The 22,182-nt window shown below is 49.4% G+C and carries 14 protein-coding genes; 6 read left to right on the top strand and 8 right to left on the bottom strand.

The features are described from left to right. The first annotated feature begins 142 nt into the window (after positions 1–142). The 6 genes from ACFQRK_RS08075 to cysQ all read left to right on the top strand — a co-directional run bounded on the left by ACFQRK_RS08075 (position 143) and on the right by cysQ (position 9,293). Positions 143–3,214 (top strand): SusC/RagA family TonB-linked outer membrane protein, encoded by a 3,072-nt coding sequence (locus ACFQRK_RS08075; protein WP_379005397.1) that lies wholly within the window; start codon positions 143–145, stop codon positions 3,212–3,214. Between the two features lie 100 nt (positions 3,215–3,314). Continuing rightward, positions 3,315–4,889, top strand: a complete 1,575-nt coding sequence (locus ACFQRK_RS08070; protein ID WP_379005395.1) for a RagB/SusD family nutrient uptake outer membrane protein — start codon at positions 3,315–3,317, stop codon at positions 4,887–4,889. Positions 4,890–4,893: 4 nt separating this feature from the next. Next, a complete protein-coding gene (locus ACFQRK_RS08065; protein WP_379005393.1) occupies positions 4,894–6,285 on the top strand; it encodes an aryl-sulfate sulfotransferase in 1,392 nt (463 codons plus the stop codon). Beyond that, on the top strand, positions 6,282–7,490 hold the full coding sequence (gene chrA / locus ACFQRK_RS08060) for a chromate efflux transporter (protein ID WP_379005391.1): 1,209 nt from the start codon (positions 6,282–6,284) through the stop codon (positions 7,488–7,490). Before ACFQRK_RS08065 ends, chrA begins: the two co-directional genes overlap by 4 nt. A gap of 2 nt (positions 7,491–7,492) precedes the next feature. Beyond that, positions 7,493–8,500 (top strand): sulfotransferase family protein, encoded by a 1,008-nt coding sequence (locus ACFQRK_RS08055; RefSeq protein WP_379005389.1) that lies wholly within the window; start codon positions 7,493–7,495, stop codon positions 8,498–8,500. Then, on the top strand, positions 8,493–9,293 hold the full coding sequence (gene cysQ, locus ACFQRK_RS08050) for a 3'(2'),5'-bisphosphate nucleotidase CysQ (RefSeq protein WP_379005387.1): 801 nt from the start codon (positions 8,493–8,495) through the stop codon (positions 9,291–9,293). The genes ACFQRK_RS08055 and cysQ overlap by 8 nt, the downstream gene beginning before the upstream one ends. Here the strand turns inward: cysQ and cysC are convergent. The 8 genes from cysC to ACFQRK_RS08010 all read right to left on the bottom strand — a co-directional run bounded on the left by cysC (position 9,242) and on the right by ACFQRK_RS08010 (position 22,136). Next, positions 9,242–9,757 carry an adenylyl-sulfate kinase gene (gene cysC / locus ACFQRK_RS08045; protein WP_379005385.1) on the bottom strand — a complete coding sequence of 172 codons (516 nt, stop codon included), beginning with the start codon at positions 9,755–9,757 and terminating at the stop codon, positions 9,242–9,244. The two genes, cysQ and cysC, sit on opposite strands and share 52 nt — an antisense overlap. Beyond that, entirely contained in the window at positions 9,758–13,933 is a 4,176-nt protein-coding gene (locus tag ACFQRK_RS08040; protein WP_379005383.1) for a two-component regulator propeller domain-containing protein, read from the bottom strand. Between the two features lie 57 nt (positions 13,934–13,990). Then, positions 13,991–14,848: a glycoside hydrolase family 16 protein gene (locus ACFQRK_RS08035; protein ID WP_379005381.1), complete on the bottom strand. Its 858-nt coding sequence runs from the start codon at positions 14,846–14,848 to the stop codon at positions 13,991–13,993. 185 nt (positions 14,849–15,033) lie between these two features. Continuing rightward, the gene (locus ACFQRK_RS08030) at positions 15,034–16,203 is read right to left on the bottom strand and encodes a dienelactone hydrolase family protein (RefSeq protein ID WP_379005379.1); all 1,170 of its coding nucleotides are present in this window, start codon (positions 16,201–16,203) and stop codon (positions 15,034–15,036) included. Beyond that, positions 16,200–18,740: a prolyl oligopeptidase family serine peptidase gene (locus ACFQRK_RS08025; RefSeq protein ID WP_379005377.1), complete on the bottom strand. Its 2,541-nt coding sequence runs from the start codon at positions 18,738–18,740 to the stop codon at positions 16,200–16,202. The genes ACFQRK_RS08030 and ACFQRK_RS08025 overlap by 4 nt, the downstream gene beginning before the upstream one ends. Before the next feature lie 18 nt (positions 18,741–18,758). Beyond that, on the bottom strand, positions 18,759–20,222 hold the full coding sequence (locus ACFQRK_RS08020) for an alpha-L-fucosidase (RefSeq protein ID WP_379005375.1): 1,464 nt from the start codon (positions 20,220–20,222) through the stop codon (positions 18,759–18,761). A gap of 2 nt (positions 20,223–20,224) precedes the next feature. Then, a complete protein-coding gene (locus ACFQRK_RS08015; RefSeq protein WP_379005373.1) occupies positions 20,225–21,535 on the bottom strand; it encodes a c-type cytochrome in 1,311 nt (436 codons plus the stop codon). 1 nt (position 21,536) lies between these two features. Further along, the gene (locus ACFQRK_RS08010) at positions 21,537–22,136 is read right to left on the bottom strand and encodes a redoxin family protein (RefSeq protein ID WP_379005371.1); all 600 of its coding nucleotides are present in this window, start codon (positions 22,134–22,136) and stop codon (positions 21,537–21,539) included. Between the last annotated feature and the right edge of the window lie 46 nt (positions 22,137–22,182).

The following is a 22,182-nucleotide window of genomic DNA, read 5'->3' as shown; positions in this document are numbered from 1 at the left end:
TTCAGATTCGGATGAATGGACAAAAAAAACGGACTATAGGAATTTTAAGTAGATGTTAAGACGGTAAATTTGTGGATATGTTGTTGGTAAAACCAATGATATCCTAAATTCCAAATGTACTACGTATAATTAACAAAACACTATGGTAAATTGTAAACCCAAGTTTATTCATGTGGCAGGCCTGCTGGTGTGGCTATGGGCCCTGGGAATTCCCCTCCTGGTAAGCGCCCAAAACCAAGTCCATGTATCAGGTACTGTTATTGATGAGAATGGTACGGTGCTCAGCGATGTGAATATCGGAATCGCTGGCGGTGCAACCTTGACCAAATCAACGGAATCGGGTACGTTTACGCTTGTCGCACCATCCAATAGCCAGCTGGTGTTCTCGCGCGTCGGATACGCCCGTCAGACCCATCAGGCCGGAAGCACGTCTGTCTCCGGACTAACCATTACCCTCACCGCTGCGCAGGAAACCATCGATGAGGTGGTTGTCGTGGGCTACGGTACGCGCGACCGAAACTTGTTCGCGGGTTCGGCCGTTTCACTGAACGTCGAAGACCTGAATAAGTCGTCCATTTCGGTGGCTAATATGCTCCAGGGACGGGCCTCAGGAGTGCAGGTAAGCCAAAATAATGGAACACCGGGGGCCGGGCTGTCTATCCGTATCCGGGGGACAAACTCGATCAACGCCGATAGTGAGCCGCTGTATGTGATCGATGGATTCCCAGCGTCCGAAGGAATCGGAATGACCATCAAACCCGAGGATATCGAAACCATTACCATCTTGAAAGACGCTGCGTCCACCTCCATTTACGGTGCGCGGGGCGCAAATGGCGTGGTATTGGTGACCACCAAAAAGGGGACTGACAAAAAGAGTAATTTGAATGTTAACAGTTCAGTCGGATATCAACGTGTCATCGATCGCTATGACTTGTTGGGTCCCTATGATTTTGCGTTAAGACGCAACCGAATGTCCGAAGCAAACGGAGAGCTGCCCCCTTATTCGTCGGGTCGTTTGGATTCGTTGCAATCGGGAATATTGGGTACCGACTGGCAGAACGAGGTATTCCGGGTAGGACGCGTCAATGATCATTCCCTCAGTTTCATTGGCGGCACCAACAAAACCGGTGTATATACCAGTTTCGACTACCTGGGGCAGGAAGGGGTCGTCGTTCACTCGAAATACCGGAGAATCGGTGCACGTATCAATGTGGATCACCACGTCAGCGACCAGTTTACGCTTTCCGGCCGCGTGTTTGGAAATTACGGAATCCAGAACGATCTTCCTTTGGCTCCGTCGACCATCAATGGCTTTTTGAAGCAGGTGATGAGCGCCAATCCGGCATCGACATTTGATTCCGGTGTACCCCCGCGGCTGGATGCGCAGAATCCGCTGCACTTTGTAGAAGCCGAAGACCGGGAAAACACCAGTTATCGTACAAATGGATATTTCTCGATGAAGTACGAACCGGTCCAAAACCTGTTTTTACAGGCAGATTTCGGTGCCGATCTCAATAAGACGGAACAATTTTATTTTGCGCCTTCCACGGTTCCCAATGCATCGGCCACCAAAGGCAGGGGATCCATCGTTTCGTTCGATGCCAAAGAACTGATCTTTAATCCCACGGCCCGTTACAACCGTACCTTTGACAAACACAACGTCGGACTATTGGCCGGGTATAATTACCAGACGTATCTGTATTTTGAGTACGGAACCAACGCGACAAATTTTGCCAGTGACAATCTGGGGTATAATAACTTGAGCACCGCACAGAATTTTACCAGTTACTCGGCTCGTAACCGTACCAATCGTGCCAGCTGGTTTGGTCGCGTTGATTACGATTATGATAGCCGTTACAGTCTGACGGCGACCTATCGCATCGACGGATCCTCGGTATTCGGCAAGTCCAATAAATTGGGATACTTTCCTTCGGTGGCTGCCGCATGGAATGTGAAAAATGAGCAATTTGCTAAAGATGTGACCTGGTTGTCGCAAGCTAAACTGCGCGCCAGTTATGGCCTCACAGGCAATGACCGGGTCAGTCCGGGCATTTCGCTGGCGACCTATGCAAGTAACAATTCCACCAAATACACCGAAGACGGTCTGACTACCGTCAACGGGATTGCCATAACCCGGCTTTCAAATCAGGAATTAAAATGGGAAAGTACAAAGGCGTTGGATTTAGGTGTAGACGTGGGTTTTGCCGATAACCGGATTGTTTTCGTAGCCGATTATTACGATAAGTATACCGATAACTTGTTGCTCGACCGAAACATTTCGCCATCAACCGGATTCTTATTCCGAACGGGCAATGCCGGAGCGGTATCCAATAAGGGGTGGGAATTTTCATTGCAGACGGTCAACATCCGAAACGATCGTTTCGAATGGAGCACTTCCGTCAACTATTCCCATAACCGAAACCGGGTTCGCGAACTAGGTAACAACAATGCAGACATCTATGTGGGGTCTGTCAAACCCGACGGTGCCGCCAATTTTGAAGACCCGTTCATTATCCGCGTAGGGGAGCCCATCGGCTCCATCAATGGTTATCTCTATGAGGGCATCCTCCAGCCGGGCGATCCGGCATTGGAGACCACGCATATCAATGCCGAAGCGGGCGATCCTAAATACGTTGACGTAAATGGCGACGGAATCCTGAACACGGATGACCGTGTGGTGTTGGGTACGGGTGTGCCCACTTCGTTTTTCGGTATGACCAACAGCCTTAGTTATAAAGGGATTGACCTGACGGTCGTGTTACAAGGCCAAGCCGGCGGCAAACTGGTGAATGTGCAGAAACTGGATATGATGGACCCGTTATCGACCGGAAATGTGCTGGCTTCGACGGAAACGGAAACATGGACGCCCGACAATCCGGGCGGCACATTACCCCAGCGGGGCTTTTATGGCACGAGCCACGGCGGATGGGTCAATTCCCGGTTTGTAGAAAGCTCAGACTTCCTACGGGTGAAAAACGTGACGCTGGCTTACCGGCTTCCAGCAACTTGGTTGTCAAAAATCCGGGTATCCCAACTGCAACTCTATGTCAATGCGCAAAACCTTCATACCTGGACGCCTTATACCGGGTTGGATCCGGAAATCGGCAACCTGGTATCGAACGACCAACAAAATAGAAACGTCGGAAGGGGCCTTGATTTCAACGCCTATCCACTCGCCAAAATGTATATCTTTGGACTGAGGTTGACCTTTTAACTTAGAAATCGAATCGTGATGAAACCTGCCATGTCAGTGCCGGCCGCAAAAAACGCGTTGAAATGCAGGTTCAAATAGGCGATAAAAAAACTATAATCTAATGAAACGTTACGTAAAACCAACCTTATATATGTTCCTGCTTGGTTCACTTCTACCGATCTCCTGCGAGAACGGTTTGCAGGAAGAATCGTATTCTGTCTTTGATGAGACTACGTTAACCAAGCCGGAAAACGGCTTGCAGGGAGTGCGCGGTGTATACGCAGCACTCCGGGATAACGGTGGAAACGGGTATTACGCAGGGTACCTGCACCAATTGACGGAATACCCATCGGACATCGTCACGACGAAACCCGACAGCCGGCAGGGAATCCAACTGGACCAGTTGACTTACGATGCCAGCAACTCTATTATCAACGATGTATGGGCGAGCATCTTTCGGTTGATTTCACGAGCCAACGAATCGGAATACCTCATTGGAAAGATCGACTATGTAGGTAACGGGGAATCGGAGGAAGTCCAAATGCAACACCTGGCGGAGGTACGGTTCCTACGCGCCCTTGCGTATTACGACGCGACATCGCTCTGGGGAGACGTACCACTCAACCTTAAATCGTCTGCTGATTTTACGGAAGCGGACGAGAATCCACCTTTGGTGGCACAGGGTGTTATCGAAGATCAGATGATTGCTGACCTGCAATTTGCCGAGGGCCATCTTCCGCGTAGTTATCCCGTGGAATTAAACGGCCGGGCTACCAAAGCTGCAGCGCAGGGCTTGCTGGCAAGGTTATATATGCGGCGGGGCGAGTGGCAGAAAGCCGCAGATAAATGCGGCGAGATCATCACCGATGGTGTATATGACCTGCGCGGTGCGGGCGAGGGAGGTGTCGTTGCTTTGTTTGATAATATGAACCGGTCGGATAACGAATTTATCTTCGTGATGAAATCTTCCAGCGAACCCGGTTCCTATGGTATCCTTTCCAATAGTTTCGGCATTCAGTCCGTGCCTTGGGACTACAACCGCGGCTGGGGTAATTTCCCGATTCATCGGGAGTTCTACGCGAAGTTCAGTCCACAAGACCAGCGGCGCAAATTGTTGTTGGGTACGTATAAAGCGCTGTACGGACAGATTATTACGCTGCCGAAGGAATTTGGCGGAGAGGGTGGAAGCTTGCCCGATACCGTTCAGGCGCAATTTACCTTCGGCCTCAAATATCCTCACGTGAATAACTATAATTATGCAGGGTACAACAATGTCAGCATCATCCGCTATTCGGATATCTTGCTGATGCGGGCCGAAGCGCTTAATGAACTGAACGGCCCGAATGACGAATCGGTATCGTTGATCAACGAAGTGAGGGAACGGAGTAATGCGTCAGCCATTCTGTTGTCCGATTTTCCTTCGAAAGAGTCCTTGCGTGATTTTATTTTTGAAGAACGCGGATTGGAATTGTTTATGGAAGGACGCCGCCGGGACGATTTAATCCGTTGGGGGCGCAGTACGACCAACGGCGCTGATCCGTTGCTGAAATTTAAAGAGAAGGTGAGGCCGATGTTACGGGACCAGAATACGTATTCGGATGCGGTTAACTACGCCCTTTTTCCGTATCCCATCCAGGAAATACAGGCAAATACATCGCTGGATGTCAGTATTAACCAAGGCCGGGTAAGACAATAATCGGATGAAACGGATTCCTGCCACCGTCTATATCCTTATTGCCGTGCTGATGGTTATCGGTGCCATAGTTCTTTACCGCGTCATGCAGCCCTTAAATATTAACGGAATCGAGCTGCATTACTTGCCCGATAACCGGCTACGCGTTCGGGTTAACGTCGCGACAAACAAGGCTTCGTCGGTGCAGATCAAATATTGGTTGAAAGGTGGCAGGGATACGTTATGGTCGGATACCTATGCCGACCGGCTTGATCACGCCGTAATCCTGTACAACTTACTTCCCCAACGTCAGTATGCTTATCAGGTAATGGCACAGCGGGGATCCGATGTCGATTGGAGCAACGTCTATACCATTGAAACCAAGTCCATTTACCACACGACGCCGTATTTTACGCTGGACACCGTAGCCGAATCGATCCGTGAGGACATGCAAGGCAGGTATTTCCTTACGCAAATACTTACCGAACCCGGTGCTGCGGTGATTCTCAACGGACTGGGGGAGATGGTGTGGTATGAACCGTTTTCAAAAGGCGTGAAAGTTTCCTCCTGGACAGCCGATCGTACCGTGCTTTGCATTGTCGGTTCGGAAGACATACCATCGTCGGGCGGCGACGAAATCGTGGAGGTAAACCTCAAAGGCGAATATGTGCGACACTTTAAGGTAGGCAAGGGAGATATGGACAAGCGAGTACATCATGAAGTCCGGAAAGATGCTGAGGGCAATATTTATGCCCTTACCTTTGATTGGAAGGTGTTCGACCTGAGTTCCGTGGGGGGAAGCCGTACAGACACAGTTAAGGCCGACGGAATTGTGGTGTTCAATCCGGAGGGGCGCAAAATCTGGGAATGGTCGGTGCTGGACCACCTCGACGTGCTGCACTATCCAACCATCTTGAAGGACAAAGGCGATCTCGTGCATGGAAACGCGTTGTATGATGACGGAAATGGATTCTTTTTGATGTCATTCCGGGATTTAAACCAAGTTTGGAAAATCAGTCGGAAGACCGGCGACGTGGTGTGGAAGTTTGGTGAGGGGGGTGATTTTCCCATGCAGGAAGACGACCGGTTCTTCGCCCAGCATTATGCCCACATAAATCGCCGTGGGGAGTTGATGATGTTGGATAACGGGATTACGCGTAAACAGTCGAGGGCGCTGTCTTTCAAACTGGATGAGGTCAATAGGCAGTATCGGCGTACTATGGAAATCACATACCCACCCACGTTTTTTTCGTCGGTAAAAGGTAATTCGGCCCTGTTGGGTGAGCGTAAAGTGCTGACTTGCTTAACCGATCCCCGGCTGTTCGTGCTTTCTGACGTTGCGGGCAACCTGCTTTGGAAAATCAGTGTAGGAGGCGATCCTTACCGTATAGAGGAAGTTCCCTTAATCGCAGCACCATGAATAGCCAGTCAATAACGCACAACACGAGGCGAACGGCCGCCGATTCGCTCCTGCGGCTCTCTTGGGGCATCTTCAAGGTAGGTGCGTTGGCCTTTGGAGGCCATGCTGCCTTGGTGGTGATGGTAGAACAATATTTGGTAAGCCAGAAAAAGCTGTTGAGCAGTGAAGAGGTATTAAACGGCATGAGCCTGGCAACACTTCTGCCCGGCCCGCTCGCCGTTAATGTGGTGTGCTATTTGGGATACCGACTGCATGGCTGGCTGGGGGCACTTGCCTTTTTCGTTGCAATTACTGCCCCGCCGACGCTTTTGATGATCGCGATTGCAGTCTGGTACTATCAGTCGGCCGGACACTTCGGCTCGCAAGGTTCGGGCCGGTTTGTACTGCTTGCGGTTGCGGCGGTGGTCTTGTCTACCGGAACGGCGTTGTATCAAAAGCAGATCGGCAAGGATGCAACCGGATTGATGCTGTGTATATTGGCGTTTGCAACGACCCTTCTGTATCGTGGCTTTGCCGGCTCGGTGGCCTTGATCGTATTGGGTGCAGCGATAGGCTATGTCACCTATCGAAAGAACGTGGAACCGGCAACCCCTATGCCGCGGACCGCCCCCCGGTCTGCTATACATATATGCGTTATCATCCTGCTGACTGTGGTTCTTGTCGGATATCTATTGGGCGGGTATCGGCTCATTCCCAATGGACCCTGGCAGGTGTTGTCGGTTTTCAGCGGCATGAGTTTAACACTGTTTGGCGGGGGCATGGTCATCATACCTTATATGCAATCCATCCTGGTTGATGAGTTGCACTGGCTTCCGGTAAAAGAGTACGTGGATGCCATCGCATTCGGGCAGATTACACCGGGTCCCATCCTGGTCAGTGTTACCTTTATCGGTTATAAAATTGCCGGTGTATTTGGCGCTTTGCTCGCTACCTTGGCAATTTTTATCCCTTCAGCCAGCTTGATGATTGTGCTTGCACAATACATTAACTATCAGCACACAGGTATTAAAGCGGTGTTCAAAGGTATCCGTCCGGTTGTCATCGGAATGATCTTGGCCGCAGGGGTCCAGTTGGTGCTGGCTATGCCGCATTTTTCATGGGATGCCGTCCTGTTTGGAATAGCGGGATTGGCGGCGATATCTTTCGGTCGCTTCCATCCGATTTACTTGATTCTTTTGGGATTTATCATGGACTTTATTTTTTAACGATGGAGATACAAGGCATACAAATCATCGGTACCCAGCGGTCGGGCTCCAACCTGCTCCGGGTGATTCTCAACCAGTCTGACCAACTGGTGTCCCCACATCCTGCGCATGTGTTGGCCAATTTTGTGCCGTTGTTACCTTATTACGGTGTGCTGGATGCCGTTTCCTACCGGCACCTTGTGGAGGATGTGGTGGATTATATCCACGTCAATCCGGTCGACTGGGGCGTGCGCCTCGATAAAGACGCCATCTATCGGATGGCCAGGCAATTCAGTTTGTTTGAATTGAACAAGAACATTTACGAATTTCTGGCTATGCAATGTGGTGCCCGATATTGGTGTTGCAAGAGCATGGGCAATATGTACTTTTCCGATGCGTTGGAAAAGGTATCGCCCAATCTAAAATATATTTACCTTTACCGTGATGGGCGTGATGTGGCGCTATCGTTTCAAAAGGCCATTGTCGGTGAAAAGCACAATTATCACATCGCCAAGCAGTGGCACGCCGATCAGCAAGCGTGTCTACGGCTGCGAGATCGGGTACCCACCGACCGGTTCTTCGTGCTGAACTACGAGCAGTTAATCCAGCATCCTGAGCAAACCATCCGGCAATTGTGCGCATTTTTAGGAATCGACTTTCAGGATGCCATGCTGCATTACTATATTTCGGACGAATCCCGGCGGACCGCTGAAGGTGGTGCCATGTGGACCAACCTGACTAAGCCGGTTATGCAGGATAACGCCAATAAGTTTCTGCGCGAGATGTCCGCCAGCGACATCCGCATTTTTGAATCCGTGGCTTTTGAAAGCTTGGTTGCGTTGGGGTATCAGCCTGTTACTTCATCGGCCGACGTAATCCGTTTTACGGTTGAGGATGTCGAAGCCTTTCATGCAAAGAATAACGAGCTAAAGCGCGCATTCAGGGGCCATCGGGACGATGAAAAAAAGAGGCAACCGCAGCTTGACCTGATTAGGCGCATTAAGGAAACCGAGCTGAGTGTTTATGGATAAGGAAAAGGACTTCATCGCCGTGGCCGATATTGCGCGGAAGGCTGGAAAGGCCATCCTGGACGTCTATCATACGGATACTGATGCTTGGGAAGTCCAGCGGAAGGATGATCACTCACCCCTTACACGTGCAGACACGTTGTCTCATCAGATCATCAACGACGGGTTGAGAGACCTCTTCCCGACCATCCCTATCTTATCGGAGGAGGGAAAAGATATTCCTTACGAAAGCCGGAAGGACATGGCCCGCTATTGGTGCGTCGACCCGTTGGATGGAACGAAGGAGTTTATTTCCCGAAACGGGGAATTTACGGTTAACATCGCGCTGATCGCCGGGAATGAACCTGTTTTCGGCGTAATCTACGTGCCGGTAACCGGCGTGTTGTATTATGGTGCAAAAGGCCAAGGCAGTTTTAAAACAACCGGGGGAAGTACCCGGCGTATTGAGGCGGGCGGAGGCGGTCAGCCGGTCGCCGTGGGTAGTAAGTCGCACAAAACCGTGGAAGAAGAAGCTTTTTTTGCTTCCATCGGCGTTAAGAAGGTAGTTAGCATCGGGAGCTCATTGAAATTTTGCCTGATTGCGGAGGGGAAAGCCCAGGTATATTACCGACACGGCCCTACCATGGAGTGGGATACGGCGGCGGGGCATGCCATTGCCGTTGCCAGCGGTGCCCGGATGACCCAACCGGACGGCAGTGCATTTGTATACAACAAACGCAGTTTGGTAAATGGGAGCTTCGTGTGTTACTCCGCCAACCTGCGCCATAGAATTTCCACGCTTTCTTCGGGCGTGTAACGCTTGGTGTCGATGGATAAAATCGTAGGTGGAGGTAACTCAAAGGAAGCGGATACACCGGTGAATTCGGATATAAGGTGTTTCCGGGCTTTGCGATAAAGGCCTTTTACGTCCCGGCGTTCGCATTCATCAGCCGGACAGTCCAAATACACAAGTAGCAGTTCCTCGCCAAGGATGCGGGATACCACTTGCCGATGGACATCCAAGGGGGTGATAAAGCTACCAATGCAGACGATGTTACGCTTCACCAATAGTTTAGCCAGGTGGCTGGCACGCCGTATGTTCTCTGCCCGGTCTTCGTTTGAAAATCCCAGATCAGCATTCAAGCCGGCCCTTAATTCATCTCCGTCCAGGCGTATGACCGTCCGCCCCAGGCTTTCCAATTTCTCGGCAAGCAGTCGGGATAGCGTCGTTTTGCCGGATCCCGACAATCCAAAAAGCCATATCATCCTTTTTTTGATCATTTATTTCGTGTTTTTCTGATAGGCCTTTGGTGAAACGTTCATCTGTTTCGAAAACGATTTGGAAAAGTAAGATACCGAATTGAATCCCACCGAATAGGCGATCTGGCTAACATTTAATTTGCCCTCGTGCAGTAATCTCTCCGCTTCGGCCAAACGGATGGATTTAATGTAATCGTGTACCCCCTTGCCGGTAATGGCCTTGAATTTTGCGTAGAGGACAGAGCGGCTCATCCCGAATTGGCGGCATAGACTTTTGTAGTCAAGGTCATATTCCGCCATATGTGTCACCACAAAATCCCGTACCTCTTCCATGAATGCCTTATCGAGTTCGGACAATCCCAATTCCGCGACTACGGGCGTGGTTTCTTCGATCAGGTCTTTTGGCGTTGGCTTGGGCCTGTTCAAAAAATTGCCGATTACGGCGAGTAACAGATCGGCGTGAATTGGTTTCGTGAGGTATATATCCGCACCTGCTTTGTAACCCAAAAGCTGGCTGGCTTCCTGATCTTCGCTGGTTAACAATAATACCGGGATATGTGACGTCGTGATATCGCTTTTTATCGACTTTGTCAACGACAGTCCATCGACACCGGGCATAATCAAATCGGTAATAATCAAATCCGGCTGCGTCTTTCGGGCGATATCCAGCCCTCCTTGTCCGTCGCCGGCTTCTTCCACTTCGAAATAGTTTTCCAGGATGTGACGAAGCAGCGACCGGATGCTTTGGTTGTCATCGACTACCAAGATGCGTACACGGGCAAACTTATGCAGTGATTCGGTCACTGTGGGAGACGGGCGGGCCAGTTCCCGTTGCGGATTTACCGCTTTAGCTTGTACGTTCGGCAGGGAAATGGTGAAAACAGATCCTTTATTCTTGGCACTTTGTATGGATAATTCACCGCTGTGGGCCTTAATAAATTCCCGGCATATCTGGAAGCCCAGGCCCGTGCCCGTTTCGCCGTTGGTACCGATGGTTGAATCGGATTTGTCCTGGAAGATGCTTTCGATTTGGGCATCGTTCATGCCTACCCCGTTGTCCCGGATTTTGATGTGGACGTATTCGTGATCGGTGATGCATTCAAATCCTACGCGTCCGCCTATATGGGAGTACTTAATGGAGTTGCTTAAAATATTCCGGATGATGGTATTGACCATCTGATAGTCGGCGAATAACTGGATTCCGGGATCCACCGATACACTGCACTGTATCTGCTTGCCTTGGAGTTGTAGGTTGAAAAGATAAATGTTTTTTTGGATCAGGTCATACAGATTGAACGACTTCGGCGAAAAATGCAATTTGTTGGTCTTTGTTTTTCCCCATTCCAGCAAGTTGATGACCAGGTTGCTCAACGAATTGGATGACAGGCTCAGGTCATCGATATACGCAGCAATCTCTTTTCTGGAGAGATGCGGAAGGTTTTCTTTCAGTAAATCGGTGAGCCCCGTGAGTGCGGACAAAGGATTTTTCAGATCGTGTACGAGAATAGACAGAAACTTGTCCTTCATTTGATTGCTCGTTTCCAGTTCATTGATGACCGTTTCCAATTTGCTGTTTTGCTCAATAATCTTTTGCTGCTGCTGACTGATTTCTTCGTTTTTGTGTGCAAGCGTGGTGTTTTGGTTCCTGATCTCTTGGTTGGTTGCCTGCAGTTCGTTATTGGCATTGTAAAGCAGCGTCGTTTTCTCGGCGATTTTCCGTTCCAGTAAGGTATTTTGCCGGCGGATATTTCTCAGTCGGTAGTAATAAATGGAGAAGATGGCAATCAGGGCCAAAACCACCACAAGGGTTTTAAACCACCACGTCAACCAGAAAGGCGGTGTAATTACGATCTGGATATTGGCGGGATGATCCGACCAGCTGCCGTTGTTATTGGTTCCTCTGACTAATAACTTGTAGTTTCCGGGAGGAAGGTTGTTGAACGAAAGGATGTTTTTGTCACCCAATGGCAGCCAGTTTTTATCCATTCCATCGAGCTTGTATTCGTACGCTTTTTGAGCCGGATTCACGTAATTAAGCGATGCAAATTCGAGTGAAAAATTGGCTTGTGTATAATCCAGCGTGATGGTTTCCGTATAGTTGATGTCCTGAAGCAAGGGGGTAAGGTGTTCAGGAGTGCTGATAGGAACGTCAACATTGCTTAGCTGAAAATTCGTGAACACCAGAGAGGGCGTGTAATTTCGGGGTTTGACGCCGGATTTGTTGATAACGTTCAAGCCATTGACCCCACCGAAATAGAGATTACCTTCTCGATCCACGAGCTTTACACGTCTGAATTCATCGCCCTGCAGCCCGTTCGAAGGCATGTAGTTGACCATCGCCTGTGTGCGATCATCGATTTTCGTAATGCCTTTGTTGGTCGCCGCCCAGATGTGCCCGTAATTATCCGTTACGATCGCATTGATAATGTCACTTTGGATAGCGGAATTGGAAGTAAAATACACATCATTCCGCTTGCGTAGATAATCCAACTTGTTAAGTCCATAGGAGGTCCCGATCCACATGTTACCGTGCCGGTCTTCCGCGAAGCTTTTCACGGTATTGTTGGAAAGCGGGCTGCCGGCCAGATCTGAATCGGTTGTGATTACATCGAATGTTCCTGTTTCCGTGTCGTACACGCCGATGCCACTTCCTTCGGTACCCATCCAGATTTTCCCATCCGACGACTCGAACAGGGAAAGTATGTGGTTGCTATTGATGTCATTGCTGCCTTTGCCCGTTCCATAATGTTGAAACCGGTCTTCAGACGGATCATATCGCGTTACCCCACCTCCATAGGTGCCGATCCAAATCCGGCCGATCCGGTCTTTCAACATGCTGTTAATGTTGTTGCTTCTCAACTGCGGCGTGTTGGCCGTATTTATCCGTTTTGAGCCTCCTTTACCAAGATGGTAGCAATAGATTCCTTCTCCCCAGGTGCCAACCCACAGTTCGCCCTTGTCACTTTCAGTAATCGAAACGACATAGCGCCCCGCCTCCGGCTGTTGAAACGGAATATCCCGTCCGTTGGAAAACGTATTTTCGGCCTTGTCGAATCGGTTCAGCCCACCGCCATCCGTGCCAACCCAGATGTTGCCTTTCGTATCTTGAAAAAGGCAATTGATGATGTTATTATTCAGGCTATGGGGATTACCCGTATTCCGGAAATGCAAAATGTTGATTTCGTCGATGTTGACCATCGATATGCCCGCACCGGACGTTCCGATCCACATGTTTCCTTTCCGATCCCGCCGGATGCAATTGATCGAATTGCTTGCAATGCTTTGGGCATCCTGCTTATCCGGCCGGTAATTGATGCAGCGCTGCTGTTGCAGATTCAGGATATGTAACCCTTCGTTTTCGGTTCCGCACCAAATCTGTCCATCGATGTCCTCACCGATGCATAAAACCTTGGTCTGTCCGACGAGTTTTCCGGCGAAACCAAGATGGGCGTTGCTAAAACGGTCATTGACGGCATCGTAATAGTATATACCAGACGCCGCTGAACTTGCCCAGACCCGCCCCGACTGATCGACGTGAATGTCTGTGATGGGTCCATCGCTGAGTGCGTCGTATCTATGGCGTATACGGCCGTTCCGGTCGGTAACGACCACGCCATGCTGGTAAGTGCCTACCCACAAATTTCCCTGAGGATCCTGTTCGGTGCAGGTGACCGGAAAATCGACTTCCGTGCTGGTAATCTTTTTTCGTTGGTGATCGTAAATTAACAATCCGGATAACCGGCTGCAAAGAAGCACATTGCCTTCCCGGGTGGTTGAAAACGAAATGACGTTGGACAGATCCGTGTCGTTACCGGTCAGATAAATGTCGGCCCGCTTGATTTGCCGGGTGACCGGGTCGAAGATGTTGGGACATTCCGAATCGGAAGTGGCAATCCATAGCTGTTTGTCTCTATCCTGAACAATGGATTTGATATCGTTAGATTGCAGTGTATGCTCACTGTCCGGTGCTTTTCGGATAATATGGAATTGATAGCTGTCGTACTTGTTGATTCCATCCTGCGTGCCGAACCAGAGAAAGCCCAGGTCGTCTTCAAAGATGGTCTGGATGGTGTTTTGAGAAAGGCCGTCAGAGGTCTTCAGCTGTTTGAATTTCAAATAATCCCATTGCGCCCAAGCGAACGTGCAGCTGCTTAAGCAGACCCATACGAGGCAGCAACGGAACAAAATCCTATTCATATCGGATATATACAAACCGGCTAAATTTGCCAGGTATGCAATATAGCTAAGTTTGGATTATGGGACAAACGTGAAATCGTTTACGACGACCTCCACGCTCGGACTGTTAAGTGCGTAGTTTCCGACGTTTTTATATTTCGTCCATAGCTGTATATAGACCGGCATGGCTTTCGTCGGAACATTATCCGGTTCGTCAAACACCCATCCCGCAGCACCGCCTGGTAGATTGGTAAAAGACGAGGTCGTGCCATGACCGTGGTAGCTTTTGAACGTTATTTTGTCGGCCTCCCGCGTATACGTGTGGGTGGTGTACGTTCCTTCCAGGGGTTCGGAATAATCGATGTGTGCATAATTTATCTCCGGGTTTGAAGTCGTTATCCGGCTTCGGTATACAGTATAATTGCACCAGTTGGCGGAAGCATTATTCCAGCGTGTAAATTCGAAGTCAATTTCATTGATGTAATCCGTTCCTCCATATTGGAACAGGCCAAAGATCACGTCTTTCTGTATTCCGCTGAGATCACTGTCGACTTTCCAGGTGTACGTACCGTACTGATACGCGTTCTCGCTCCGTAATTCCGCACACAAGTAACGGCCATCCGGCTGCCGGGTGATTTTCAGGTGCAGCCTATCCTGGTTATCCACCCATACATTCTGGCTGTCCCAAATATTCTCGCCCGGCCCCCTCGGCTCATCCCGGTTGGTTGCGTGTTTGACGAGCCAGGTAATCCCTTTCCATTCAATCCGATATTGGCCGTCTTCGCCCAGAATAGGAGTTGTGACCTCGGCTGCCGGTTCTTCCGGTGTTGAGGGAACCTCTTCTCGTGATTTTGTAGCAGTGGAATCGCTCCGTTCACAGGCCAGGCAAGGGATTAGAAAAAGGAATACGGCCATAAAGCTACTGATGATCTTCATAAATTTCTGCTTAATTTTGATTTACCAATAGCGCCAAATATACTGCTGTAGCCTCCTTAAAAATTTCCTATATACCTTATTTTTGGCACAGGAGTTCTCTTTTTTTCCAATCCGGAATGGATCTACTGCGTAGTTGCGAATGGTGATTTCGGCCGCAGCCTAACATACGGAAGCAGAATGTGGTGTTACTGCATTATTTTCCCATTGCTATAGTTAAGTCTACCAACGGCCACTTTCCCTTCGTCCAGTAGTTCGGCTGTTTCGGTAATTACCTGTGGATTGTGCTTGACTTTCCCTTTAAAAAGCTGCTTTCCTTGGAAAATTACCCTGACCGGTTTGTTGAAATTAACAAGTCCGTCCGTTAAGTACAGGTAAAACGTGTCGTAATCGTTGTGTTCGATGGTTATGGTTTGTTTGTTGATCGAAGCAATTAACGTCTTTCCCGTTGCAGCGTTGTCCTGCGGTACACCCAGCCAATAAAACCGATCGTGTAGCCGGTCATCCTGTACCCAGATCACCTTATTCGGATTAGGTTTGCGATGGTAGCCTGCCATCCAATCAATTGCAATGGTGTCTTTCCGTTGCATCCAATGGCCATCTTCAGGGTAAATCTTAACCGAGTGTGGGTAGCCCTGTGAGTCGCTTTGTTGCAGACTGTCTAATTTCTTTCCCCATTCGGCTGCCAGTCCATTGCGGTTGTATGCGGCATCCTTGCCGCCCATAAAGATGGCAAACGGGAGGTTACGCAAATTGAGGATTGACGCATCGCCAGGATGCCCGGCCATCATAGAAGCGGCGGCCCATCGATCGGCCATACGCGGTGCCAGTTGGAACACCCCATCGCCCCCTGCCGAGTAGCCCAGCAGATATACCTTGTTAGGGTTTACATCCTCCATCACGATGGCTGTTTTGATCAGTTCGTCAAATAGGGCATCGATGTGGTTTTCATGCCATAGCATCCAGGTGTTTGTCGGGGCGCGTGGTGCCACATACACCCCTTCCTTTGGCTTGTAAAGCGAAATTTGGTTGGTCCATTGCCGGTCGTTCACTTCGGCGGGCGCATTACCGCCACCGTGCAGAGAGATGTAGAGGCTGCGCCCATCGGCCGGTTTATCGCCGAATATCCGGTATTCAAAACGGAGAACTGCGCTGTCTGCCGGGTGAATGATTTGTTTGTGGACCCATTGTTGTTCGGCCATTGGCCGATAGGCTTCCAGCGCAGCCGCCAGCGCTTTTTGCACCAGCATACGGGTGGTTGCTTTAGTTGATTTCTGCTGAGCCATACTCACAACGCACGAGTAGCATATGAGCACGGCCAATATGCCCGTGCGAAAAAAAGGATTGGAGACTTTCATTGGGCTACCTCCCATTGATTGGTATAAAATCCAGCCTCAATAACGCTTTCAGGGCCATTTTTCAACATATCCAGTTTGAAGAATAGGTAATCCGGAAAGCCGCTGGCACCGGCGAAGTATTGGTTAGCTGTTGCCGCCTGCATCCCTTTGAGGCCAGTGCCAGTAATGACACCTATCGACCCAGTGGAGGTGCCGGGCTTTCTCCAGATAAAATACCCGCCAAGGTCGTCGCCCTCGTATTGTTTTCCGCCGACCCGAATCGTTCCGGGATTAACCGCGATGGGGCAATCGGCCAGTACCGTATTCCACACGCTATTTGTTTTGGCGTTGCCGATCAAGATGATGTTTCGATCAGCATAAGCCATGGCATCAAAATCTCGATCAGCAATGAGATCGAACGCACCATTTCCGCGGTAATACCAGGCCTCCGCATCGTACCTTGCCTTTTCGATTGCCCATTGGTTTTCCGGTTCTGAGCCGTGTGTGCCGTATACGTATACCATGCGACGGTTGAAGGCTTCCTTGAAGGTCCCATTGCGGTGAGGCCCTTTTTCTTCGGCCGAAGGCCGCTCAGCCACTTGCCAATAGCTGCCTCGTTTTTTGAGGTACACGAACGGAGTAGCTGCCGGTTTTTCCAGAATTACCTCCGGCAGGCTATCCAGCTGGATGCGAATGGATTGCGTAGTAGGAAACGCGCTGATATCCAGCTGTAGGGTCTGGACGTTCTCAGTTTTGCCGGTGATCGTTCCTTGGTCGATATTGCGGGATAGGATAAGCCGGGAAAATTTCAAAGGTTCCTGCTGCTGATAGACAGTAGCCCAGTAGTAGGAAGCCGAGATGCCGGGATTAGCGGTTTTAAAATCAATGGTATGCACGGCAGTGTCTGCCTTGCGACGGTGCCATCGAAAATAGTCAAACAGCGGTTTCCAGTCTACGCTCTCATTGCTATACCAATGTGAGCCATTGGGGTATTCATAATAGTTGAAATCCGGGTGAAATTCACCCAGGATCGCGCGCATCTGACGGGCGTACGTGACCGGTACGGTGCGATCGGCATCGCCGTGCAATATGTATACACCCAGCGGTTTATAATTCGACGCGTACGCAATCACGTCACTTTGGTTGCTGGAACGCAACAAGAGATTCTCCATCTCATTTCGCCCCTTTTCGGGTATCAGCCCATCGGCCGAACCGTAACCCTTGAGTGTCGGGTATCCGGCACAGGGGGCAATGGCTGCCCATTTATCGGGATAGGTAGCACCAAGGAACCACGTGCCGTGGCCACCCATGGAATGTCCGGTAAGGTAAATGCGTTGGGTATCGGGCTGGAGCGTTTTGCGTGCCAATGCGAGTACCTCCAGTGCGTCGATACGGCCCCAGTCTTCCCAGTTGAATCCCCGCGGTCTGCGATTGGTAGGGGCTATAAGCGTGCCCCAATCTTTGGCGGTGTAAGCTTGGGCTTGCCCGATCGCCTCCACACCGGCGCCATGTACCGAAAAGAATAAAGCGTTACCCGGCTTCTCGCCTCCAGTAGCAGGATTGACAGCATAATATTGGAGGCTGCCGTCGATTTCGCTTACGAAGGTTATCCGGTAAGGCACGTCAGGGGGCACGCTACGCAGTAACAGCTCCTGTTGATCGATCATTTTTCCTTTTTGACTTAGCTTGATTTGGCTTGATATATCGCCGGTTGTGGTCACTCGCGTGGCATTGATCGGGATGGCGACTTTTCGTGTGCCGTACGGAGCGATGTCGGGTAGGGCGGTTTCTGCGACCTGTCCCTGAATAGTACTGCTGATGGTCAATCCGCGTAAGGTTTTTGACGAGGTATTGATAACGACAACTCCCGCCAACAAGCGGCTGTTGTCTTTCCCCTGCACAATGTCTGGAAGGGTAAGGTCGTCGGTATTCAGGTACACCGGTTTTTGAGGGAATTGGAGCGCTGCGGCTACAAACAAACCGCGGACGAAAAATTCGTTCACCCCCTTTTTCAACTGTACAGGTATGTGCATCCAACCCATCCGATACGGATCGCCGGTATGCAATTGACCGTTTACCAATACGGCGCTGTTCCCTCGAATGTTAAGTAGGGCAACTTGGGTTTTGGGCGATTGATAGGTGAGGTAGAGGTAGCTTGGCCCCCACCCGCGACGTGGCTGGGCCGGTTGCGTAGTGCTGCTTGGGCGGTCTATCCGTCCGGGGCCTGCGGGATTATTGGGGCTGTTGAGGTTTCCACCGGCATCTGGTTGGGGCCGAAAAAAGCCCGATGTGTCCGCTGTGATAGGTGCCCAAATCGGAGATTCCTCGCCATCCTGTTCAAAGAGCGCCTGTCCGGATTGAGGCGGGCGTGTGGTGCCTTGATAATAATGCCATAACAATACATCGGTATAAATGGCTTCACGGCCGTAGTTCGCGGGTACTTGAACATAAAGGCCATCTGTAAACAGATGAGTCGTTTGAGCGTGTAGCCCGGAAAACGTATAGCAAACAGCAATGACGAACCAAGCGATTCTAGCATAGAAGTAAGGTGTTGGCATAATCAGGTAAATTTGATGTTAATGGCTTAATTTGATGGCTGCAGCGTAACGTAGATTGACATGGTTACGCTTGTTGTTGGGGATAACAATTTCCACTATCTTCTCCTTCATTCTAAAAGGTACCTTACCCAGTCCGAGGATTTCGACCTGTTTTACGGGTTTGCCACCGGGTAGCGTCAGTTGGAGGGTAGAGGGAAGTTGTAATAGGTCACTATCGTCGTCGGAAAGCAGAAAGGCGTAGCTGTTACGGCCATCTTTATGTTGGGTATAAAAAACGCGGTCCTGCGCATCAGGGGTGACGGTTCGGGTACTGTAAATCCCTTCGCCATTGAGTGCCATCCATTCGCCCACGGCTTTCAGGCGATCGTATGCATCCGGAGCCCAATCGCCATCGGGTCCGGGGCCGATATTTAGGAGATAGTTGCCCCCCCGGGAAACGATTTTGATAAGTGTATGTATGACTTGCCGAGCAGGCTTATAGGAATCATTCGGTACATAACTCCAAGAGTTGCCCAAGGTGAGGCAGCTTTCCCAGGGGATGTCGAGCGGTTCAGATGGGACCTGCTGTTCGGGAGTCACGTAGTTTTCATATGCACCGGGCACGGTGCGATCCACTATCAAAAGGCCGGGCTGATGACTGCGGGCCATCTTTGCGACGCGGGCCATATCGATATCCTGTTCCACTTTGATCGTGCGTTGCCATTCCACCGTCGTGTCAATGGTGGCAAAAGGCCTAACCCAACCGCCATCCAGCCACAGGATATCCACCCTGCCATAATCGGTCATCAGTTCCTCGATCTGGTTGTAGGTAAAGTTTTTAAAGTTTTCCCACCGCTCGGGATATTTAGTCGGATCGTAATTTACGTTTCGATCTTTGGGTGGAAAGTAAGGCCACCAGTAGTCGTCGGAATGCCAGTCGGGTTTAGAGAAATAGGCTCCGATCTTGAAACCGTCAGTGCGAAACGCATCAAAAATGCCCTTGGTTACGTTGGCTTTTGGATTACTGGAGAAAGGCGTTTTCGGGTCGGTGATTTTGTAATCGCTCTGCTGGGTGTCAAACATGGCAAAACCATCGTGGTGTTTGGTGGTGAAAACGACGTATTTCATGCCGGCCTGTTTAGCCGCATCGGCCCATTTTTTGGGATCGAATTGCGTGGGATTGAACGTCGTCTGTAGGTTTTCGTAGGCTTTTACGTAGTCAAAATAATTTTGGGCGTGTGGGCCGCGCCGTACCGTCCACCCTTCATCTTCCGGGCAGAGGCTCCAGCTTTCCACGATACCCCATTGGCTGTAGGTACCCCAATGCATGAAAAGCCCGAATTTGAGGTCCTGCCACTCGGAGAGATTCTGTTGCACCAGGGGATCGGAAGGAGGGAGGTAGCCCGCAGAGACGTTGTGGTGTTGGGATACAGCTATATACGGGATGCAGGAGAGTAAAAAGAGGCTAATAGCTCGATGAAAATTGGGATAGTCTATTCGCATGATTATTGGGAATTGTTGGTGGTTAAAAATTCGTCGTTTTTCCTGTACGGGACGTATATCAACAAAAGTGTCATCATTTCCTGATCAGACTTCATATTCGAATAAGAAAAAATAGGCTGTGGTGGACTGAACGGATTGAACGGATTGTCTGCGGTATTGTCATAGGAGCATTCCATATGGATGGTAGATCCTTTTGGGATTTTCATAAAGGTCTTATATCTATACATTTCCTGCCATCGGTAGTCCCAATTTGGGATATTTACTAAAGGTACGGTGTCTTGCGCAGTTGTATAATAGGCTTTGAATGATTTGCCGATATAATGCATGTGTGGCCAGATATAGAGCAAAGATAAGTCTTCCTTTGGATTAGTGAATTTAAGGGAGTACTCGGATATCTTGTTGGCAGGGATCATAAAAAACGAGGGACGGATATCATTTTCACCCAACCCACCAGATCCAAAGCTAACAACCGTTACTTCGCGTTCAATCGGTTTATCGGTGAAGAAGAGATTGATACCATTAATTGAAGCCTCGTCGATCGGTGTCGGTGAAAAGTGGATCGTCATGAGGATTACGCCACGTTTAGGCATAATCCATCCCACATTCGACGGATATGTTTCAAACGAACTGCCGGGGATCCATCCTCCATAGTAGGCTAGGTCCTTTTTGAAGATTCTGTAAGGGTCATTGTACAGTTTCCCACCATCGGTATAATTTGCAAACGAGGGTGCTTGATGAATATCTATGGTTGAGTCAGCAATCATTTGCACTGCATAATTTACATGGTGTATGAGGCGTTTGTTGTTGCTAAAGAACTCCACTGCTTCCACATTACACGGTTTGTCCAATTCGAACGGTATTTTAAACTCCACAAAACGTTCGGTGTTGTTTCCTTTGACAACAAACGTATCTCGCGTTGTAAAAGTAAGGTCTGGTGAACGGCCGTAGGCAGTCAGGCTGTACACTTCTTGTATTTGAGTTTCGTTTGTTTTCTTTCCTTCTTTTGCCCCTTTGTCGACCCACTTAACAATTGTTTCGATTTCTTTGGACGTCAATGACCTGTCATTTGCAAAATGCACATATCCATTGTCGGCTTGCCATGGAGGCATGTAACGTGTTTGTACCACTTTTTTGATGAAGTTAGCGCGTTTGGCCACATCTTCAAAAGAGGTGAGCGTAAATGGGGCTGCTTCGCCAGATCGATGACAGGAAATGCACTTAGCGGTGATGATCGGTTTTACGTCTTGGTAATAAGTCTGCGCTTGGATTTGACTTGTAAGTAGCAGAAAGCAAAATAGCCGAACAAAAAGCATTTCAATACATGTTAAGACCACAACCTATCGGCTCGGTACGAACTACGGTAACGATTTGATGCGAAAGGCTTTGAGCGATCGCATCGGCAAGATAATGCTCCGTAATCAAGTTGCGTTTTTTCCCGAGACCAGATGCCCAATTGTCAATTGCTCCGAAATACACTAGTTTGGACTGTTTAACAAAAACGACAGTAGGCGTAACGCTTACATTCATGGCATTTGCGGTCGAAAAATCAGCGTCCAAAAACGCGGGTATTTGTAATTGATATCTGGAGACAAAAGATGTTATTTTTTCGCGGGAATAGGAATTGCCAGGAAAAACACCAATAAATCGAACTCGGTTGCGGTATTTTGTAGATAGCTCCCTAATTGTTTTGGTGTACGATTGGCATAAAGGGCATTCAGGTGATAAAAACACAAAAACAGTTGCTGAATCGGTGCCGCTTGAAAGGAGAAATGAATTACCAGTTTGGACGTCTGTAAGTGTAAGACCAGCTATTGACAAGGATTGCGACCTTGCGATTTGCGACATAGACATCCATATTAGTATGCTAGAAAGAGCTGAAAAGATAATCAGGTGACAATTTTTTATGATCTCCATTTGAATATTTTCCTTTTATTGCATCTTCTAAGATCAAAAACTCAAT

It is taken from the genome of Parapedobacter sp. GCM10030251 (assembly GCF_042666505.1).
In the GTDB taxonomy this organism is placed as follows: Bacteria; Bacteroidota; Bacteroidia; order Sphingobacteriales; family Sphingobacteriaceae; genus Parapedobacter.
This window is presented reverse-complemented; position numbering and strand designations above follow the sequence as displayed.

Excerpts from the sequence above, each read along its gene's own strand:
- ACFQRK_RS08075 (WP_379005397.1), top strand. The coding sequence starts at position 143 with ATGGTAAATTGTAAACCCAAGTTTATTCATGTGGCAGGCCTGCTGGTG.
- ACFQRK_RS08070 (WP_379005395.1), top strand. The coding sequence starts at position 3,315 with ATGAAACGTTACGTAAAACCAACCTTATATATGTTCCTGCTTGGTTCA.
- ACFQRK_RS08065 (WP_379005393.1), top strand. The coding sequence starts at position 4,894 with ATGAAACGGATTCCTGCCACCGTCTATATCCTTATTGCCGTGCTGATG.
- chrA (WP_379005391.1), top strand. The coding sequence starts at position 6,282 with ATGAATAGCCAGTCAATAACGCACAACACGAGGCGAACGGCCGCCGAT.
- ACFQRK_RS08055 (WP_379005389.1), top strand. The coding sequence starts at position 7,493 with ATGGAGATACAAGGCATACAAATCATCGGTACCCAGCGGTCGGGCTCC.
- cysQ (WP_379005387.1), top strand. The coding sequence starts at position 8,493 with ATGGATAAGGAAAAGGACTTCATCGCCGTGGCCGATATTGCGCGGAAG.
- cysC (WP_379005385.1), bottom strand. The coding sequence starts at position 9,757 with ATGATCAAAAAAAGGATGATATGGCTTTTTGGATTGTCGGGATCCGGC.
- ACFQRK_RS08040 (WP_379005383.1), bottom strand. The coding sequence starts at position 13,933 with ATGAATAGGATTTTGTTCCGTTGCTGCCTCGTATGGGTCTGCTTAAGC.
- ACFQRK_RS08035 (WP_379005381.1), bottom strand. The coding sequence starts at position 14,848 with ATGAAGATCATCAGTAGCTTTATGGCCGTATTCCTTTTTCTAATCCCT.
- ACFQRK_RS08030 (WP_379005379.1), bottom strand. The coding sequence starts at position 16,203 with ATGAAAGTCTCCAATCCTTTTTTTCGCACGGGCATATTGGCCGTGCTC.
- ACFQRK_RS08025 (WP_379005377.1), bottom strand. The coding sequence starts at position 18,740 with ATGCCAACACCTTACTTCTATGCTAGAATCGCTTGGTTCGTCATTGCT.
- ACFQRK_RS08020 (WP_379005375.1), bottom strand. The coding sequence starts at position 20,222 with ATGCGAATAGACTATCCCAATTTTCATCGAGCTATTAGCCTCTTTTTA.
- ACFQRK_RS08015 (WP_379005373.1), bottom strand. The coding sequence starts at position 21,535 with ATGCTTTTTGTTCGGCTATTTTGCTTTCTGCTACTTACAAGTCAAATC.
- ACFQRK_RS08010 (WP_379005371.1), bottom strand. The coding sequence starts at position 22,136 with ATGGAGATCATAAAAAATTGTCACCTGATTATCTTTTCAGCTCTTTCT.